This is a genomic window from Campylobacter concisus (genome assembly GCF_003048445.1).
Lineage (GTDB): Bacteria > Campylobacterota > Campylobacteria > Campylobacterales > Campylobacteraceae > Campylobacter_A > Campylobacter_A concisus_BF.
Genome location: NZ_PIQW01000002.1, coordinates 34312 through 51259, shown reverse-complemented (window position 1 = coordinate 51259; position 16948 = coordinate 34312). Strand labels below are relative to the sequence as shown.

Annotated in this window: 16 protein-coding genes; 14 read left to right on the top strand and 2 right to left on the bottom strand. The window is 39.7% G+C overall.

Translation table 11 applies throughout. The features are described 5' to 3' along the window. The first annotated feature begins 28 nt into the window (after positions 1–28). From CVT14_RS01510 to CVT14_RS01475, 8 genes are all read left to right on the top strand, one after another. Positions 29–1789: a response regulator gene (locus tag CVT14_RS01510; RefSeq protein WP_107849520.1), complete on the top strand. Its 1761-nt coding sequence runs from the start codon at positions 29–31 to the stop codon at positions 1787–1789. A gap of 94 nt (positions 1790–1883) precedes the next feature. Continuing rightward, the gene (locus CVT14_RS01505) at positions 1884–2789 is read left to right on the top strand and encodes an AEC family transporter (protein WP_103610693.1); all 906 of its coding nucleotides are present in this window, start codon (positions 1884–1886) and stop codon (positions 2787–2789) included. A 63-nt stretch (positions 2790–2852) separates the two neighbouring features. Further along, positions 2853–3164 carry a pyruvate kinase gene (locus CVT14_RS01500; protein WP_107849519.1) on the top strand — a complete coding sequence of 104 codons (312 nt, stop codon included), beginning with the start codon at positions 2853–2855 and terminating at the stop codon, positions 3162–3164. A 9-nt stretch (positions 3165–3173) separates the two neighbouring features. After that, a complete protein-coding gene (locus CVT14_RS01495) occupies positions 3174–3836 on the top strand; it encodes a response regulator transcription factor (RefSeq protein ID WP_002940533.1) in 663 nt (220 codons plus the stop codon). Next, positions 3829–4998 carry a sensor histidine kinase gene (locus CVT14_RS01490; protein ID WP_107849518.1) on the top strand — a complete coding sequence of 390 codons (1170 nt, stop codon included), beginning with the start codon at positions 3829–3831 and terminating at the stop codon, positions 4996–4998. Before CVT14_RS01495 ends, CVT14_RS01490 begins: the two co-directional genes overlap by 8 nt. A 126-nt stretch (positions 4999–5124) precedes the next feature. Next, on the top strand, positions 5125–6600 hold the full coding sequence (locus CVT14_RS01485; RefSeq protein ID WP_107849517.1) for an aldehyde dehydrogenase family protein: 1476 nt from the start codon (positions 5125–5127) through the stop codon (positions 6598–6600). 127 nt (positions 6601–6727) lie between these two features. After that, on the top strand, positions 6728–7444 hold the full coding sequence (locus tag CVT14_RS01480; protein ID WP_107849516.1) for a metallophosphoesterase: 717 nt from the start codon (positions 6728–6730) through the stop codon (positions 7442–7444). Beyond that, positions 7431–8456: a hypothetical protein gene (locus CVT14_RS01475; RefSeq protein WP_107849515.1), complete on the top strand. Its 1026-nt coding sequence runs from the start codon at positions 7431–7433 to the stop codon at positions 8454–8456. Before CVT14_RS01480 ends, CVT14_RS01475 begins: the two co-directional genes overlap by 14 nt. Positions 8457–8531: 75 nt before the next feature. Here CVT14_RS01475 and CVT14_RS01470 read toward each other — a convergent pair whose 3' ends face one another. Then, positions 8532–9353, bottom strand: a complete 822-nt coding sequence (locus tag CVT14_RS01470) for a YihY family inner membrane protein (protein WP_107849514.1) — start codon at positions 9351–9353, stop codon at positions 8532–8534. A 3-nt stretch (positions 9354–9356) separates the two neighbouring features. Then, complete coding sequence (locus CVT14_RS01465; RefSeq protein WP_002942758.1) at positions 9357–10079, bottom strand: plasminogen-binding N-terminal domain-containing protein; 723 nt, start codon at positions 10077–10079, stop codon at positions 9357–9359. Between the two features lie 114 nt (positions 10080–10193). Between CVT14_RS01465 and CVT14_RS01460 the strand changes: the two genes are divergently transcribed. The 6 genes from CVT14_RS01460 (at position 10194) to CVT14_RS01435 (ending at position 16939) form a co-directional block, all read left to right on the top strand. Next, positions 10194–11363, top strand: a complete 1170-nt coding sequence (locus CVT14_RS01460; RefSeq protein WP_087581705.1) for a peptidoglycan DD-metalloendopeptidase family protein — start codon at positions 10194–10196, stop codon at positions 11361–11363. 9 nt (positions 11364–11372) lie between these two features. Beyond that, a complete protein-coding gene (gene mgtE, locus CVT14_RS01455) occupies positions 11373–12740 on the top strand; it encodes a magnesium transporter (protein WP_107849513.1) in 1368 nt (455 codons plus the stop codon). Next, positions 12725–13309 (top strand): NUDIX domain-containing protein, encoded by a 585-nt coding sequence (locus tag CVT14_RS01450; RefSeq protein ID WP_107849512.1) that lies wholly within the window; start codon positions 12725–12727, stop codon positions 13307–13309. The genes mgtE and CVT14_RS01450 overlap by 16 nt, the downstream gene beginning before the upstream one ends. 163 nt (positions 13310–13472) lie before the next feature. Beyond that, a complete protein-coding gene (locus CVT14_RS01445; protein WP_265094435.1) occupies positions 13473–15590 on the top strand; it encodes an RNA degradosome polyphosphate kinase in 2118 nt (705 codons plus the stop codon). A gap of 257 nt (positions 15591–15847) precedes the next feature. Continuing rightward, positions 15848–16480 (top strand): nucleoside recognition domain-containing protein, encoded by a 633-nt coding sequence (locus CVT14_RS01440; RefSeq protein WP_107849511.1) that lies wholly within the window; start codon positions 15848–15850, stop codon positions 16478–16480. A 3-nt stretch (positions 16481–16483) separates the two neighbouring features. Next, complete coding sequence (locus CVT14_RS01435) at positions 16484–16939, top strand: YjiG family protein (RefSeq protein ID WP_002942766.1); 456 nt, start codon at positions 16484–16486, stop codon at positions 16937–16939. Positions 16940–16948: the final 9 nt, after the last annotated feature.

The following is a 16948-nucleotide window of genomic DNA, read 5'->3' as shown; positions in this document are numbered from 1 at the left end:
ATTTGCAACATCTTTAAAAGGATTTTAGATGAATGTTGCACTGCAAAAATATGATTTTATAAATTTAAATGATTTACAAAATCTCTCCAAAAGATTTTCAAATCATAGCGATCAAAACAGTTCAAAAGTAAATTTAAGCCAGTTTAACGAGCTTTATGAAGCAAATAAAACAGATACTATCTACATAACTGAAGCTGATATCAAAGAATACAACAAACGTCTAGCAACACAAAAAGCAAAAGAAATTTTGAAAGATTACACGCAAAATTTAATAGATAGCAACAATAAAATTTACTCAGACGAACCTTCTAATGGCTTTAGCAAAAACGCCTACTTTAAAAACATAAACGCCACAGATGATGCTGCCATGCTACCTGTCTTAAAAAGTGGCTACTTAGAAAATACAAAATTTAAAAATTTAAACGACTACGCCTACTCAAACACTCTAAAGACAAATTATGGTGAAGTGGAAGTCTTTTTAGACATTTATGGCGATAACGATGAGCTAGGCATTGGAAAGCCAGAAAACAACAGCACACTTTTTAGCTTCGATAGCAATAATGACGGCATGCTAGATCAAAAAGATATGCTCTTTGACAAGCTAAAAGTAAGAGGATACGACAAAGACGGAAATGAAAAAATAGCAAATTTAAGCGATGTTACGGCTAGAGTTGATCTTAGGCAGTTTATCAGCACAAATGTCATAAACCACAATCAAATAGCAAGAGAAGAGCTAAACCATAAAGCAATAATCACAAATAGACCCGATCTTTACGTAGATACAAAAGAGATCGATCACAGGCACTCCTACTACTCCTCAGATCCAAATACCTTATTTGCTGCAGAAAATAGATATGAAAAGATAGGCAAAAATGATATAAATAATTTCTTTAAAAAATACGCTCAAAATGACGGCTGGGTCGATCTAAGACACAATAATATCTTTGGCAAGGATAGCTCTTTTAAAAATTTCGCTTACACAAAAATAGGCTTTGATGAGAGCGCAAGACTAAGCGAGTTTAACCCGATCATCGAGCCAAGCAAAGAGCAGAAAAAAGATGAAAATTTCTCATACACAAAATTTCAAAAAGATAGTTTTATGAAATTTTATAATGACTACAACGCTGAGCTTGATGCACACAATAAGATGATAGAAAATCTTAGCGCTAATTTAAAGAAATTTGACGAAAATGCGGACGCTTACATATCAAAGCTTGAAGATACAAAATCAGCCAAAATGATTGCAATGGAAAATGAATTTAAGCAAGCAACTGGGCTTGATTTTAGCATCTCAAATCTAAAAAAGGTAAAAAAGGCTTTTAGCGCAAATGAAGCCACAGCTGCCACTGCACTGCGAGATAGCGATAGCGTCATAGCTATGAAACTAAATCAAGATGGCACGATAAGACTAAAATTTGATAGCGGCAGAGAGCTGGACGTAAATGAGCTTTACAATGACACTGGCAAGCTAAATACGCCAAGCGAGCTAAAAACTAGCGTAAATTTAGATGCAAAAAAGATGGATGATGGGCAGCTAAATGGGCTAAATTTCAATGATATCGGCGTCATGCAAAATGGCAAAATCACAAGCTTGAAAGATGCTGGAGCAATAGCTATCATCAACCTATCAAATAAATTTGAGAGTAAATTTTTAATCAGCCTAAATAGCGGCAAAAGCATATCTGCAAGAGAAATTTATAATATCAGCTATCTTGAAAACGATCTAAAAAATAAAGAAAAGATAGATGAGAGGGATAAATTTTACAAAAAGGTTGATACTAGGGTTTAAATTTGAGGGTAAAATCCAAAAAAGTTTATTGTAATTTAATCTTTTGGGGCATATAATCAACTCTTTGTAAATTCCAAACTTAAAAGAGACTGCTATGAATTTCACACCACTTTTTGCAATATTTTTCATAATCGCAACTGGTTTTTTTGCTAAAAAAGTCGGCATTGTTGAGCAAAAGCACTCGATCCCTTTTGTGGATTTTGTCCTTTGTTTTGCAATGCCTGCGCTAATCTTTGATAAAATTTACCACGTAAATGTCGATGCCTCGCTTATAAATACGATCTTAATAGGCTTTGCCTCAACCGCCATTAGTGCTGCTTTAGCATTTGTCATAGGTAAGGTTTTTAAATTTACCAAAATAACAACCGTCAGTATGGTCATGCTAAGCCTTTTTGGTAACACCCTATTCGTCGGTATGCCTGTCATTCAGGGCTTCTTTGGCGATGCGATGGTAAATGAGGTTATCTTTTACGACCAAATAGCCACTGGTATCCCGCTTTCTATCCTTGGACCACTCATCCTATCTTTTGCCGCACCAGAGAAGGTTTCGCTATTTCAAAATACAATGAAAATTTTAAAATTTCCACCATTTATCGCGCTTATTATGGGGCTTGTCTTAAAAGAAGTCCCGCTTCCAGATTTTATCTTTGCGCCACTTAGGATGTTTGAAGGCAGCGTCACTCCAGTGGCACTTTTTGCGATCGGCGTTGGTCTTAACTTTAGCAGTATCACAAGCTCATATAAAGGCGTTAGTGTCGTGCTTTTGTGCAAGATGATCTTGCCAGCTATCGTATTTTTCATCATATTAAAAGTCTCAGGTATCCAGATGAGCAAAACTTGGGTCGTTGGTCTCTTTCAATGTGCGATGCCAACATCAGCTCTTGCAAGTGCGATGGTCATAAAAGCTGGACTTGATAGCTCACTAGCCATCTCATCAGTTGCTATTGGCGTGCTTTTTTCATTTATCACGCTTCCAGTTATCTATTTTGTATTTGCGTAAATTCACACTTATTTCACACTAAGTGACTACAATTGCAACATAATTTAATTTAAAGGAGACTTTATGAAAAAGTTAATCTTAGTTGCACTTGGTGCTATGTTTATGTTTGGCGGTCTTGCAAATGCTACTGAAATGATGCAAAAGGACAAGATGGGCAAAGATGAGATGATGAAGAAAGAGCAGATGATGAAAGATGATATGTCTAAAAAACATCCTGTCAAAAAACACGAAGCTAAAAAAGAAGACATGGGCATGAAAGACGACATGGGTATGAAAAAAGACGACATGGGCATGAAAGACGAAATGAAAAAAGATGACATGGGTATGAAAAAAGACGACATGGGCATGAAAGACGAAATGAAAAAAGGCATGTAAAGGCACTTGATGGTCAGAATTTTGCTCGTTGAAGATGATGAAACATTACTTGATCTAATAAGCGAGTATCTGGGCGAAAATGGTTACGATGTCACCACTACAAACAATGCCAAAGACGCACTAGATCTTGCATACGAGCGAAATTTTGACCTACTTATACTAGACGTCAAACTCCCGCAAGGCGACGGCTTCTCCCTACTTTCATCGCTACGTGAGCTTGGCGTCACAACACCTAGCATATTTACCACCTCGCTAAACACCATAGACGACCTTGAAAAAGGCTACAAAAGCGGCTGCGATGACTATCTAAAAAAGCCATTTGAGCTAAAAGAGCTACTTATCCGCATGCAAGCTCTCATAAAAAGAAATTTCTCACACCAAAACGGCGAAGATATCAAAATTTTAGATGATCTTTGCTTTCACCCACAGAGCAAAACTCTAAGTAAAAACGGCGAAAATGTAAATATCTCGAGCAAAGAGAGCGACCTGCTCGCCCTATTTTTGCAAAACAAGGGCAAAATTTTAACCAAAGATGAAATTTTTAATAAAATTTGGAAATTTGACGAGGAGCCAAGCGAGCTTAGCCTTCGTGTATATATCAAAAATTTACGCCAAATTTTAGGCAAAGATGCCATTTTAAACAAGCGTGGAGACGGCTACATCTATGTCTGAAAAGACGCAAATTTTATTTAAAATTTTATCCCTCTATCTTGTTAGCTCCGTGCTCTTTCTGGGCTATTTTTTCATAAATGACTATAAAAATAAAAAAAACGCGCTCATCTTAAACGAGGTCAAAATGCTAAAAGAGATAAAGATGGGCATTTACATGAAAGCAAGGACAAATGGTCTTAGTTCGGTTTCAAGCCTAACAAAAGAAAAAGGGGTAAAAGCTTGCATCATCTCAAAAAATGGAGCGAAAATTTATCAAGACTTTGCCTGCGAAAATATAGATAAAGAAAAAAATATAAATTTGATAAACGGCAAGGTCACGATCTTTGAAAACATCCAAAGCATGGATAACGACATAACAGACGAGCTATCTAGCGCTGAGATATTTTTAGTAGGCAAGGACATCAAAAAAGAGATATTATCCCTTGTAATTTCATGCGTTGTGGATGCTATATTTTTCCTTTTTATACTGCTTTTCATCGCCTTTTACTTAGCAAAACTGAGCCTAAAGCCACTTTATGAAAAGATAGATACGCTAAATCACTTCATAAAAGACTCAACGCACGAGATAAACACGCCCCTAAGCGTCATCTCGATGAGCATAGAAACGGCCGATCGTGACAACCTAAATGAGCGAAATTTAAAGCGTTTTAACAACATCAGCCTTGCCGCAAAGAGCCTAGGCAGCATCTACGATGCGCTCGTTCATCTAAGCTTTAACCTCGATAAACCAAGTAAAAAAGAGCTAATCGATCTAAATTTACTAACCACGCAAAGACTTAGCTACTTCTCGCCATTTTTTGCTAAACGCGGGCTTAAGATAGATGCTAGCCTAAAGCCAAGCTTCATAAACGCAGACCTTGAGGATGTGAGTAAAATTTTAGACAACCTCTTAAGCAACGCCTCAAAATATGCAGCGCCAAATTCAAAGGTTAGCATCGTTTTAGAGCCAAATTTCTTTAGCATAAGTAACTCTGGGCGCGGCATCAGCAAAGAGGATCAGATGAAAATTTTTGATCGCTACACGAGATTTAACGACGATCAAGGCGGCTTTGGCATAGGGCTAAATTTAGTCAAAGAGTGCTGCAAGAAAAATGGCATCACCGTAAAATGCACAAGCGAGCTTGATGGCGAGACTACGTTTTTGCTCTCTTGGCAGAGTTAAATTTAAAACCACTCTACTCTAAATAATAAAATTTATTAAAAAAGAGAATTTATATCCAAAATTTATTTTTGATAAATTTTATTAATATTATAATCCTTTTACAAAATCTTAATCAAGGAGAAAAGTATGAAACTACTTGAAAAATATGGGCTTTTCATAAATGGTGAGTGGCGCGACGCAAAAGACGGTGCTACACTTGATGCCAAAAATCCAGCAAACGGCGAACACCTTGCAAAGATCGCTGACGCTACCGAAGAAGATGTAAATGACGCAGTTCGTGCTGCACGTGAAGCTTTTAATAAATTTAAACACACCACAGTTAGCGAGCGCGCAAAGCTGCTAAACAAGATCGCTGATATCATCGATGAGCACAAAGAGCACCTCGCAAAAGTTGAAAGCATGGACAACGGCAAGCCAATCCGTGAGACGCTAAATGTCGATATCCCTTTTGCAGCAGAGCATTTTAGGTACTTTGCTGGCGTTATCATGGGCGAAGAAGGCAGCGCAAATGTGCTTGACGAGAAGCAACTCTCTATCGTTTTACGCGAGCCAATAGGCGTCGTGGGTCAGATCGTGCCTTGGAATTTTCCATTTTTAATGGCAGCTTGGAAGCTAGCTCCAGTGATCGCAGCAGGCGATGCGAGCGTGTTTAAGCCTTCAAGCGAGACAAGCCTAAGCGTGCTTGAGCTATTTAGGCTGATAGATAAAATTTTGCCAAAAGGTTTGATAAACATAGTAACGGGCAAAGGCAGCAAGAGCGGCGAGTGGATCAAAAACCACCCAGGCCTTGACAAGCTAGCATTTACTGGCTCAACCGAGATCGGCCGTGATATCGCCATAGCTGCGGCTCGCCGTATCATCCCAGCTACACTTGAGCTTGGCGGCAAGAGCGCAAACATCTTCTTTAGCGACGCAAATTTAGACAAGGCGCTTGACGGCCTTCAGCTTGGAATTTTGTTTAACCAAGGTCAAGTTTGCTGCGCGGGATCGAGAATTTTCGTAGAAGAGAGCTTTTATGAGAAATTTATAGAGGCTGCGGTTAAGAAATTTAGCACTATAAAAGTTGGCGATCCACTTGATCCTAACACTCAAATGGGCTCTCAGATCAATAAAAAACAAGCTGAACAAATCCTAAACTACGTCGAGATTGGCAAAAAAGAAGGTGCAAAAGTGGCAGTCGGTGGCAAAGCATACACAGCAAATGGTTGCGACAAGGGCGCATTTGTCGAGCCAACGCTGCTAGTTGATGTGACAAACGATATGAGAGTGGCTCAAGAAGAAATCTTCGGACCAGTTGGCGTTGTCATCAAATTTAAAGATGAAGCCGAGCTTATCAAAATGGTAAATGACAGCGAATACGGCCTTGGTGGTGGAATTTTCACGCAAGACATCACAAAAGCACTTCGCGTTGCAAGGTCTATGGAGACTGGCAGGGTCTGGATCAACACTTACAACCAAATCCCAGCAGGCAGCCCATTTGGCGGATACAAAAACTCAGGTATCGGCCGTGAGACGCACAAGATCATCCTTGAGCACTACACTCAGATGAAAAACATCATGATCGATCTAACTGGCAAGGTTAGCGGCTTTTACGCACAATGATTTTAGGGGGTTTAGCCCCCTCTACTGCTTTAAATTTCATAAATAACTTTTCTTTCTAATTTTATCAGCAAATAACAATCTTTATTTTTAAGTTTAATAGACTAAAATTTGGCGCAAAGGAGAAAATTTGAGCGAGCAAATTTACATTATCGGCGACGTTCACGGCTGTTTTAACACGCTTTTAGAGCTTATCAAGCAGTTTCCAAACAAAGAAAAATCTCAAATTTGCTTTGTTGGCGACGTGATAGATCGTGGGCTTTTTAGCTGCGACGTGGTCGAGCTTATCATGCAAAATAACTATAAAATGGTAATGGGAAATCACGAGCGAAGGCTGCTAAGTAATAAACTTGAATTTCTAAACAACAAAGTGCCATTTGACAGGAGCTGGTTCTTTGGAAACGGCGGAGAAGCGACATATAGATCATATCTTGGACAAAGCGTAGAGTTTAAGCAAAGGCATGTGGATTTTTTAGAAAGCAGGCCAGTTTATCTGGAATTTAAAGAGTGCAAAAACCAAAATGGCGAGCATCTAGTCGTCTCTCACTCAGCCGTTGGCAATATGTGGGAGCTAAGAAATGACAAATATGCTAGTGAAGAGTTTAAAAGGCATCTGCTCTCAGGCAGAGGCGACGAGATGCAAGTTAGTGGCATCTTTAACGTCTATGGTCACACGCCAGTAAGAGAGGTGAAATTTTATAAAAATAGCGCAGATATCGACACAGGCTGCGTTTTTAACGAAGTTGGTTATGATAAACTAAGTGCGTTAGAGTTTCCATCGATGAAAATTTATACGCAAAGAAATATTGAAAATTTTAACAAAAAGGATAAAGATGTGGTTTTCTAAAAAGAGTTCTAGCTTTGCTAGCAGGGTTGATAAATTTTGGAGCGAATTTGGTAAAAATTTAGACAAGATCAAGCAAAATTTAGAGGATAAAAATTACGAATCTGCAAGTAAAATGACTGAGGAGGCTCTAAATTTATGTTTAGTTGATCCAACCTTTATGATAGGCCTTGTTAATGACAAGATCGATCTAGTGCTAACACCAGAAGGGATGAAATATAGGCTTTTTTGGCTTAAATTTATCAAATCACGCATGCCAAAAGAGTATGAGACAAAGCTTACTTGCACGCTTGGCAAACCACGTGCACCGCGCGAAGTAGCCACTATACAGATGTATGGCGTGAGTGTTGATGCAAACGAGGTCATGGTCTATGCAAATTTTGAAGAAAAAAGCGTGGATATGTGCCTATACAACGAGACTTTAAGCAAGCTAAAAAGCGAAGATGAAAACAAGGCCTACACGCTAGCTTTTATACTTTGCGACAACGTTGTTGGCGAGACGGCGATGATAAACACGCTTGGAGAGTTTGAGATCGTGGACGAGCCAAGAGAAAAAGGCGTACCACTAATCGACTTTGCCGATCTTATAGATGATAAATTTGGCAAAGAGGCATCAAGCGAACCGCTAAAGCAGTTTAGCTTTTACGAGCTAGAGCCTCGCTCAGATACACTAAGAGATGATGTTTTTATGGGATATACAAGCCTAATCCCACTGCTAAATGAGTACTATGACGGCAAAAGCGATATCTATAATGAAGCCTACGAGCTTGGTATAAATTTCTGCTTTTTAGTATTGTATCACGGTGGCGACGTGCAGTTTGGCATTGATAGCAAAACTAAGATAGAAGATGAGCTTGAAACTAGCACTTTTTGCGAAGGCATGGGCGCAGCGACTGGCACTAAGTACTCTTATGTTGATCTCATCTGCTTTGATAAAGACGAGCTTGAGAAAAAGGCTAAAGAATTTAGCAAAGAGCTTGATATAAAGATAGAAATTTGCGAATTTAAACGCTAGATACATAAAATTTCACGTAAAATATTGCATATTCTGCTAGCTGGTAAATTTACAAATTGCCAGCTAACAATAAATTTATCCTTTAAATTTAGAGCTGTTTGAGAGATAGGCGCAAAACTTAAGCCCATATAAAAAGATGATCCACGAGATGTAGATCCACACAAAGAAGAAAAGTACGGCTGAAAATGAGCCATAGACGCTTAGGTAGGTCTTGTTGTAAAGGACGTAATAGACAAAGGCTGACTTGCCAAGATACCAAACAAGCGAGGCGGCAAACGAGCTAAAAAACGCGCTTTTAAATTTTATCTCGTCATTTACTGAGATGAGATATGTGACGCAAAATATCGCCCAAATGATGAGATATGGCACTATGCTTAAGAAATTTATCGAGCTTGTGATCACGTTTGAATTTAGCATATCCTGAATGAAGCTTGATAGATAAAAGCTGCCAGCAAGGCCAAGTGGCGCAAGCGTGATGAGCGTCCAGTACGAGCTAAGTGCCGACCAAAATCCCCTAGCCTTGCTAGCTCTTGTCACTTTTAAGACTACGTATTCATAATCGCTAAAAAACATAGCCGAAGTAAATATCATCGCCACAAAGCCAACTATGCCTAAATTTCCGCTATTTTGAAGAAAATTTTGCAAGTAGTTTGAGATAATCTCTTGGTTACTTGGCAAAAGAGCTGAGAAGACAAAGTCTTGAATTTTGGCGTAATAATCCTCAAAGCTAGGCAGTTTTGTAAAGATAGAAAACGATATAAGAAGTATAGGTATGATCGATAAGATCGTATGAAAACTAAGGCTTGCTGCGTAGTGAAAGAGCTCTTTGTCCTTAAGAGCAGCTAGCAAATTTAAACCACTCTTTAAATCGCTCTTGCTTAAGGACAAACGGCTCATTTATCAGTTATCTTCTTCAAAAAGTTTTTCGTAGTGAGCGTCGTAGTTGTTGATGTGCTCGCTATTTAGTTTCCAAAATACAGTGTCTATGTCGCTAACTCTTGTGTAAAATGGTAGTTGATAGTACTCAACCTCGCCAGTTTTAAACTCTTTTAGCACCTTAAAGCTTTGGCAATCAGCAAAAACGCTTCTGCCATCCATCGCGACAAAGATAAGTCCAGCTGCACTTTGAGCGCACATCTTTCTAAAGTCATCTCTGCTTGGATTTGGCTTGTATTCGTAGCTTAAGTATGCTCCGACAAGGTCTGGGTGGATAAATATCATATTAGGAAATGCGCCCAAAACCTCTTCATAAATTTCTTTATTTGGCACGACGATTAGTGAGCGGTTATAAAGGTAGTTTAGCACGACTATATCACCACTTGCAGGTGCGATGCCAGGGAGTGGAAGAGCCTTTTGCTCGAGCAGATCAAAGACCTCAAATCTAACCTTTGCAAAGCCGGCATTTTTAGAGACAACGCTCACTCTTGCTATGATAGAACTATCAGTGTCAAATTTGTGAAGCACGACACCGCTTGATCCGATCAAAATTTCAGGACTATCAACTATCGTTGCTGTGCCGTCACTCTCGACGCTAATAAGAGGAGTTCTATACTCATTTAAAGAAAAATCAGCCCCAAAAGCAAAGCCAAAAAACAGCGATAAAATCACGATTATACGTTTCAAAAATATCTCCTAAGTTTAAATTTTTAGAGCGATTATAGCCTAAAATGCTTTATCTTTTGCAAAATTAAAGCAAGTTTTAGTTAAAATCCCATCCAGCTTTTTAAAAGGATATCGATGCCTCGTATTTTTGTGATTTTTGCAATATTATGTATAAATTTATATGCCATAAAACCAACTGTCGATGAGCTTAGTTGGCCAAATGGCAGCAGCTTTTTAAATTTCCTAGAGACAAATAAAATCCCACTTTCACTTTACTACAACCTAGCAAGCGAAGATCAAGAGCTAACAGAAGAGATCATAGCCGGCACAAAATATCAAATTTACAAAGACGATAACGGCGAGGTTAAACAAGCTCTCATCCCAGTTAGTGACGAGCTTCAGATACATATTTATAGAGATGACAAGGGTAAATTTCAGCTTGAGTTTATCCCGATCTTATACCAAAGCGAAGACAAAGTTTTAGCCCTAAAAGTAGATAAATCAGTCTCTGAAGATATCTTTGACTACACTGGCTCTGGCACGCTAGCACTTGGTTTTAAAGAGGTTTTTAGCGGCAGCGGGATCGATTTTAAAAAGATAAATAAAGGCGATACGATCGCTATTGTCTATAACCAAAAGCTACGCATGGGGCGCTCTTTTGGCACGCCTGAAATTTACGCAGCGATGATAGAGACTAAAAACAAACGCTATGTGATGTATAAATTTGAAGATAAATTTTATGATAAAAACGGCAAGAAAAATGACAAATTTTTGCTCGTTCGCCCTCTTGCAAACGCTAGGATCACATCAAATTTCACTCTAAAAAGATGGCATCCGATCCTTCAAAGATATAGAGCGCACCTTGGAGTTGATTACGGTGCTCCAAAAGGCACACCGATCAAGGCTGCAGGCGATGGCACGGTCAAATTTGTCGGTCAAAAGAGTGGTTATGGCAGAACTGTCATCATCTCTCACGCTGGCGGCTACGAGACACTTTATGCCCATCTAAATGGCTTTGCAAAGGGCATAAGAAGCGGTCTTAAAGTAAAACAAGGCACGCTAATAGCATACGTTGGCACAAGTGGCATGAGCACTGGCCCTCACTTGCACTTTGGCCTCTATCTAGGTGGCAAGCCGATCAATCCAGAAAGCGCCATCAAGGTCGTAAAAAACATAGAAGACAAGAAAGAGTCGGCTAAATTTAAAGCAGTCATAAATAGAAATGATGAGCTGATAAGACAAGCTCTAAGCAACGACAAAGAGTATCACAAGGTGGAATTTTTCCCTAACGTAATAGATTTTTAAAGGTAAAACTTGAGCCAAGAACTAGAAGAAGCAAAAGAGCTGATAGATCAGCACTTAGATGAAAATTTAGAAGACGGCGAGCTCTCTGCTTACGAGCTAGCCCAGCATCTTAAAACACTTAAAAAGCACGATGAAGAGCTTTTTGCCAAGTATCTTGAAAAGCTAGATCCTGAAATTTTGGGTGATGTGGCGATAGAGTTACCTGATCACATGCTAAAAGACGTGATCGACACGCTCCCAGCTGAAAAGATCGTAGAAGCGCTTGAAGAGCTAGAGAGTGACGATGCGACAGACCTACTTCAATACATCGAAGATATCGATGAAGACAAGGCTAGAGAGCTTTTTAACGAGCTAGATAAAGAAAATCAAAACGAAATTTTAAGACTTAGAAGCTATGACGAAGATAGAGCTGGTGCGCACATGCAAACAGAGCTATTTTCAGCTCATCTTGAAGAGAAACTTGGCAGCGCAGTCGCAAGACTAAGACAAGAGAAGCAAGAAGGCAAACTAGAAAATGTCTCACAGCTTTTCATCATCGATAAAAATAGTGTCTTGCAATACGCCATCCCGCTTGAAGATCTCATCCTTTTTGACTTTACAAAGACGCTAAAACAAAATATCGAATCAACCCAGATCGACCACTACAAGCCTCACATGGCAAACGATATGGATCTCATGCAAGATGTCGCTGATATGTTTCAAGAGTACGATCTAAATGTTATCGCAGTTACAAGTAGCACTGGCATACTGCTTGGTCGTATCACGGCTGATGATATCCACGACTACATCCAAGAGAGCGCAACAGAGCAAATTTATAACCTAGCTGGCGTTGATGACGAGTCAGAAGAGGATGATACGTTATTTAAAGCTGGTCGTGGACGTGCGGTTTGGCTTGGTATAAATTTACTAACAGCCCTTTTTAGCTCATCTATCATCGGACTTTTTGACGAGACGATCGCAGCTTACGTCGCACTTGCCGTGCTTATGCCAATAGTCGCTTCAATGGGTGGCAACACCGGCACACAAGCACTTGCCGTTACAGTTCGCCGCTTGGCACTTGGCGAGATAGAATTTAAAGATGCAAAGAACGTTTTAAAGCGTGAGGTGACGATCTCACTCGTAAATGGCCTCATCTTTGGCGCTATCATGGGCGTGATAGCCGCTGTTTGGTTTGATAAAGGCATGCTTGGCGTAGTTATTGGCCTTAGTATGGTTACAAATTTGTTCTTCGCTGGCTTTTTTGGCACGATCATACCTTTGACGCTAAGGCGCTTTAACATCGATCCTGCCGTTGGCTCGGCGGTCATTCTTACTACATTTACTGATGCGATAGGATTTTTTAGCTTTTTAGGACTTGCAAAATGGATACTACTATAACAAATTTAGAAATTTTACCTCTTGGTGAGTCAAAATACCTAAAGCCATTTAAGATGAAATTTAAACAAAATGGCTTGCAAAGGGACTGGGACTGCGTCAAGGTGATGAATAGCGTTAGTATATTTTTATATCACGAGGAAAAAGATGCATTTTTGTTTGTCAAGCAGTTTCGTCCAGCCGTTTGGTACTCGCAAGAAAAAGAAGGCATCAAAACAAACGAGCAAGGCTTTACTTATGAGCTTTGTGCAGGGCTTATGGATAAGGGGCTAAGCGAAGAACAAACCGCTAGAGAAGAGGCAATCGAAGAGGTCGGATATGAGCTAAAAGAGATGGAGCGCATCACGATGACTTACGGTGCTTTTGGCTTTGGCGGTAACATGCAAACGATGTTTTACGCAAAGATCAATGAAAGCATGAAGGTAAATTCAGGTGGTGGCGTTGATGGCGAAGATATCGAGCTAGTTTTTATAAAACGAGAAGATATGATGAAATTTGCCTTTGACGAGAGCAAGGTCAAGGGCTTTGGGCTCATCTTTGCCTACTTGTGGTGGGAGAAATTTAAAGGCTAAAAAGAGACCTTTTTGATGAGCGCAAAGACAACAACCGCCACAACAAAAATGCCAACTAATATAATGTAATCCGACATAAAAAACCTTTACGTTTAAAATTTGCACTATTGTAACTAAATTTTTAACAAAATAAGAACTTTATAACCGCACATATCATAAAATAATCAAAAATCATAAGGAGAAAATGATGAGCGAAAACGAAACTCTTTTTATCAACCGCGAATTAAGCTGGCTACGCTTTAACTCAAGGGTGCTCGCTCAGTGTGAAAAGGATATACCTTTACTTGAAAAGCTAAAATTTATAGCCATTTATATGACAAATCTTGATGAATTTTATATGATAAGAGTGGCCGGACTAAAGCAGCTTTTTGCAGCTGGAGTGACGACAAGTAGTAGTGACGGCATGAGCCCTCTTGATCAGCTAAGAGAGATCAGAAAGTACCTGCAAGATGAGCAAAATTTAGTCGAGGCTCACTACAAAAACACTGTTGATGCGCTTAGTAAAGAGGGTCTTTTTATCAAAAACTATGACGAGCTTGATGATAGTTTAAAACAAAAATGCGACGAATACTTTTTCTCAAACATCCTGCCAGTCATCGTGCCAATCGCTGTTGATGCGACACATCCATTTCCGCACCTAAACAACCTTAGCTTCTCGCTTGCCGTTAAGCTAGCTGACATCGAGCATCCTGAAATTTTAAAATACGGCATGATAAGAATTTCAAGAGTTTTGCCAAGATTTACCCAGCCAAGTAGCAACGTTTTTGTGCCGATTGAAACGATCGTGCACCGCCACGCAGAAGAAATTTTCCCAGGGTATAAGCTCATTAGCTCGGCTGCTTTTAGAGTGACAAGAAACGCTGATATCGTCATCGAAGAAGAAGAGGCGGATGATTTTATGATGATACTTGAGCAAGGGCTAAAGCTTCGTAGAAAAGGGGCTTTTGTGCGTATGCAGATAGACAAAGATGCAGACGCTGATATCTTAGAGTTTTTAAATTTCCATATGAAAATTTTTCACAAAGATATCTACTTTTCAAGCATCCCACTCACACTTAGCTCTCTTTGGGAGATAGCTGGGAGCAAGAACTTCAGCCACCTAGCAAACCCACCATACGCCCCAAAAACCCTGCCTCCATTTGGCAACGGCGTCTCGATCTTTGATGCTATAGATAAAGAGGATGTGCTGCTAGTTCATCCATTTGAGAGCTTTGATCCAGTCGTTAGCTTTATAAGAGAAGCGAGCAAAGATCCAAAGGTGATCTCGATACGCATGACGCTTTACAGGGTCGATAAAAACTCACCGATCATCCAAAGCCTGATAGACGCTGCAAGCGACGGCAAGCAAGTAACTGTAATGGTCGAGCTAAAAGCAAGGTTTGATGAAGAAAATAACCTCCACTGGGCAAAGGCGCTTGAAGATGCTGGCGCACACGTGATATATGGCATCACAGGCTTTAAAGTCCATGCAAAAGTTAGCCAAGTGATCCGCCAGATCGGCGATAAACTCAAATTTTACATGCACTTTGGCACTGGCAACTACAACGGCAGCTCAGCTAAAATTTACACCGACGTTAGCCTATTTACGAGCAAAGAGGAATTTAGTCAAGATACGACCTCGTTTTTTCACATCCTCTCAGGATATAACAAAAACCGCCGCCTAAACGCCCTTAGCATGTCGCCCTTTCAGATAAAAGAGCGCATAATAGAAAAGATAAGAGTGGAGGCCAGCAAAGGCAGCGAAGGTAGGATCATCGCTAAGATGAACGCGCTAATAGACGAAGATGTGATAAACGAGCTTAGCCGTGCTTCAAACGCAGGCGTGAAGATCGACTTAATCGTCCGAGGTGTCTGCGGACTAAGGCCTGGCGTAAAAGGCAAAAGCGAAAACATAAGAGTTCGCTCGATCATAGGCAAATACTTAGAGCACGCCAGAATTTTATATTTCAAACACGCTAATCCAAAAATTTACATCTCAAGCGCTGACTGGATGCCACGAAATTTAGAGCGCCGCTTGGAGCTCATGACGCCTATCTTTGAGCCAAGACTTCAAGAGAGATTGCTTGAAATTTTAGAGCTTCAACTAAGCGATAACGACCTAGCATTTGAGCTACAAAATAACGGCGAATACACAAAAGTAGCTAGACGCGAGGGCGAAAAAGTGATCTCTTGCCACGAAGTTTTAGAAAACTACATCTCTAAAATTTACAAATCCGTCAAAAAAGACACCGACAAAGCAAAAGCAGATATGCTTGCAAGCAAGCTTTTAAAAGAGAGCTAAAAGATAAATGGCTTTTAAATTTAAGTTTAGAAGCCATTTTTACCCTAAATCCTAGATCTTAAATCCAAATTTCTAAATTTTCATATACTTTAAATTTACATTATAAACCTCTATAATGCTAACTTTTATCGCATAATAATTTTTATATATAAATTACTCATAAAATTTCATAATTAATTATCAAATTTTATATTTTAAATATTACATAAGCATAGGCGTTATAATATTTAAACAAATCCCAAATCAAAGGAGGCTTTATGAAAGATAGTAGTGATACTAAAAAACTCATCATCGGTACGATCACACTTGCAATTGCGATCGTTTTCTTCGGAGGTTTTTTACAAAATACCTATGGTGGCATCTTTGACTTTAGCAAACTTGCTGGTCAATTTCCAGAATGGTTTAAAACAGGAAGCGGCACTAGCGCAAAAGGCGGCTTTTTATTTGCCCTTAGCCTTGCCCCTGCCGTCATGCTCGCACTTGGCTTTGTTGCTATTTTTGAGAAATACCATGCACTTTACGCAGCTTCAAGACTGCTAACACCTGTTTTAAAACCACTTATTGGAATACCAGGATGTTGCTCTATCTCTTTGATAGCAAGCACGCAAAGCACCGACGCAGGCAGCTCAACGGCTAAATTTTTGCGTCAAGATGGCCTCATCTCACACAAAGAGCTTCTCATCTTTGCAGCGTTTCAGTTTAGCGCTGGTGCGATGATCACAAATTTCTTATCTTCATTTGCTCCGGTTTTACTAGTGACTGACAAAGCTGGCAACACAGCCCCTGCTACCATAGCCATGGTGCTTGGCATAGTCTTTGTCTTTAAAATTTTAGGAGCAAATTTGATGAGACTTTATGTCAAAAAATTTGTCAAAGATGATGAGGAGTAAGAGATGACTGAAAATAAACTAATAACCGACGTATTTGTAGAGGGCGCTAGAAAAGGCTGGGACATTGCCGTAAAAAACACTATCCCAAACGTGCTTATGGCCTTTGTCATCATTCACATCCTAAAAGTATCTGGCGCGCTTAGCGTGATAGGCAAATTTCTGGGGTTTATCATGCTTCCACTTGGTCTTCCAGGTGAGTCCATAGCCGTTTTCATGGCTGCATTTTTGAGCTGGGGCGGCTCAGCAGGCGTGCTAGTAGCGCTTGTTGGAGATGGTACACTAAATGCAAACGATATCGCTGTCTTGCTTCCTGGCATGGCGCTAGTTGGCTCGACTGTGCAGTACATGGGACGAGTTTTAGGCGTGCTTGAAGTACCAGGCAGACACTATCTCGTGCTTTTTGGAATTTGCATCCTAAATGCCTATTTAGCAATGTTTGTGATGAGCTTGCTCGTATAAGGATAAAAG

Bases quoted from the DNA above. Each gene is read 5' to 3' on its own strand.
- CVT14_RS01485 (WP_107849517.1), top strand. From the start codon at position 5,125: ATGAAACTACTTGAAAAATATGGGCTTTTCATAAATGGTGAGTGGCGC.
- CVT14_RS01490 (WP_107849518.1), top strand. From the start codon at position 3,829: ATGTCTGAAAAGACGCAAATTTTATTTAAAATTTTATCCCTCTATCTT.
- CVT14_RS01495 (WP_002940533.1), top strand. From the start codon at position 3,174: ATGGTCAGAATTTTGCTCGTTGAAGATGATGAAACATTACTTGATCTA.
- CVT14_RS01505 (WP_103610693.1), top strand. From the start codon at position 1,884: ATGAATTTCACACCACTTTTTGCAATATTTTTCATAATCGCAACTGGT.
- CVT14_RS01470 (WP_107849514.1), bottom strand. From the start codon at position 9,353: ATGAGCCGTTTGTCCTTAAGCAAGAGCGATTTAAAGAGTGGTTTAAAT.
- CVT14_RS01460 (WP_087581705.1), top strand. From the start codon at position 10,194: ATGCCTCGTATTTTTGTGATTTTTGCAATATTATGTATAAATTTATAT.
- CVT14_RS01435 (WP_002942766.1), top strand. From the start codon at position 16,484: ATGACTGAAAATAAACTAATAACCGACGTATTTGTAGAGGGCGCTAGA.
- CVT14_RS01440 (WP_107849511.1), top strand. From the start codon at position 15,848: ATGAAAGATAGTAGTGATACTAAAAAACTCATCATCGGTACGATCACA.
- CVT14_RS01450 (WP_107849512.1), top strand. From the start codon at position 12,725: ATGGATACTACTATAACAAATTTAGAAATTTTACCTCTTGGTGAGTCA.
- CVT14_RS01475 (WP_107849515.1), top strand. From the start codon at position 7,431: ATGTGGTTTTCTAAAAAGAGTTCTAGCTTTGCTAGCAGGGTTGATAAA.
- CVT14_RS01500 (WP_107849519.1), top strand. From the start codon at position 2,853: ATGAAAAAGTTAATCTTAGTTGCACTTGGTGCTATGTTTATGTTTGGC.
- CVT14_RS01510 (WP_107849520.1), top strand. From the start codon at position 29: ATGAATGTTGCACTGCAAAAATATGATTTTATAAATTTAAATGATTTA.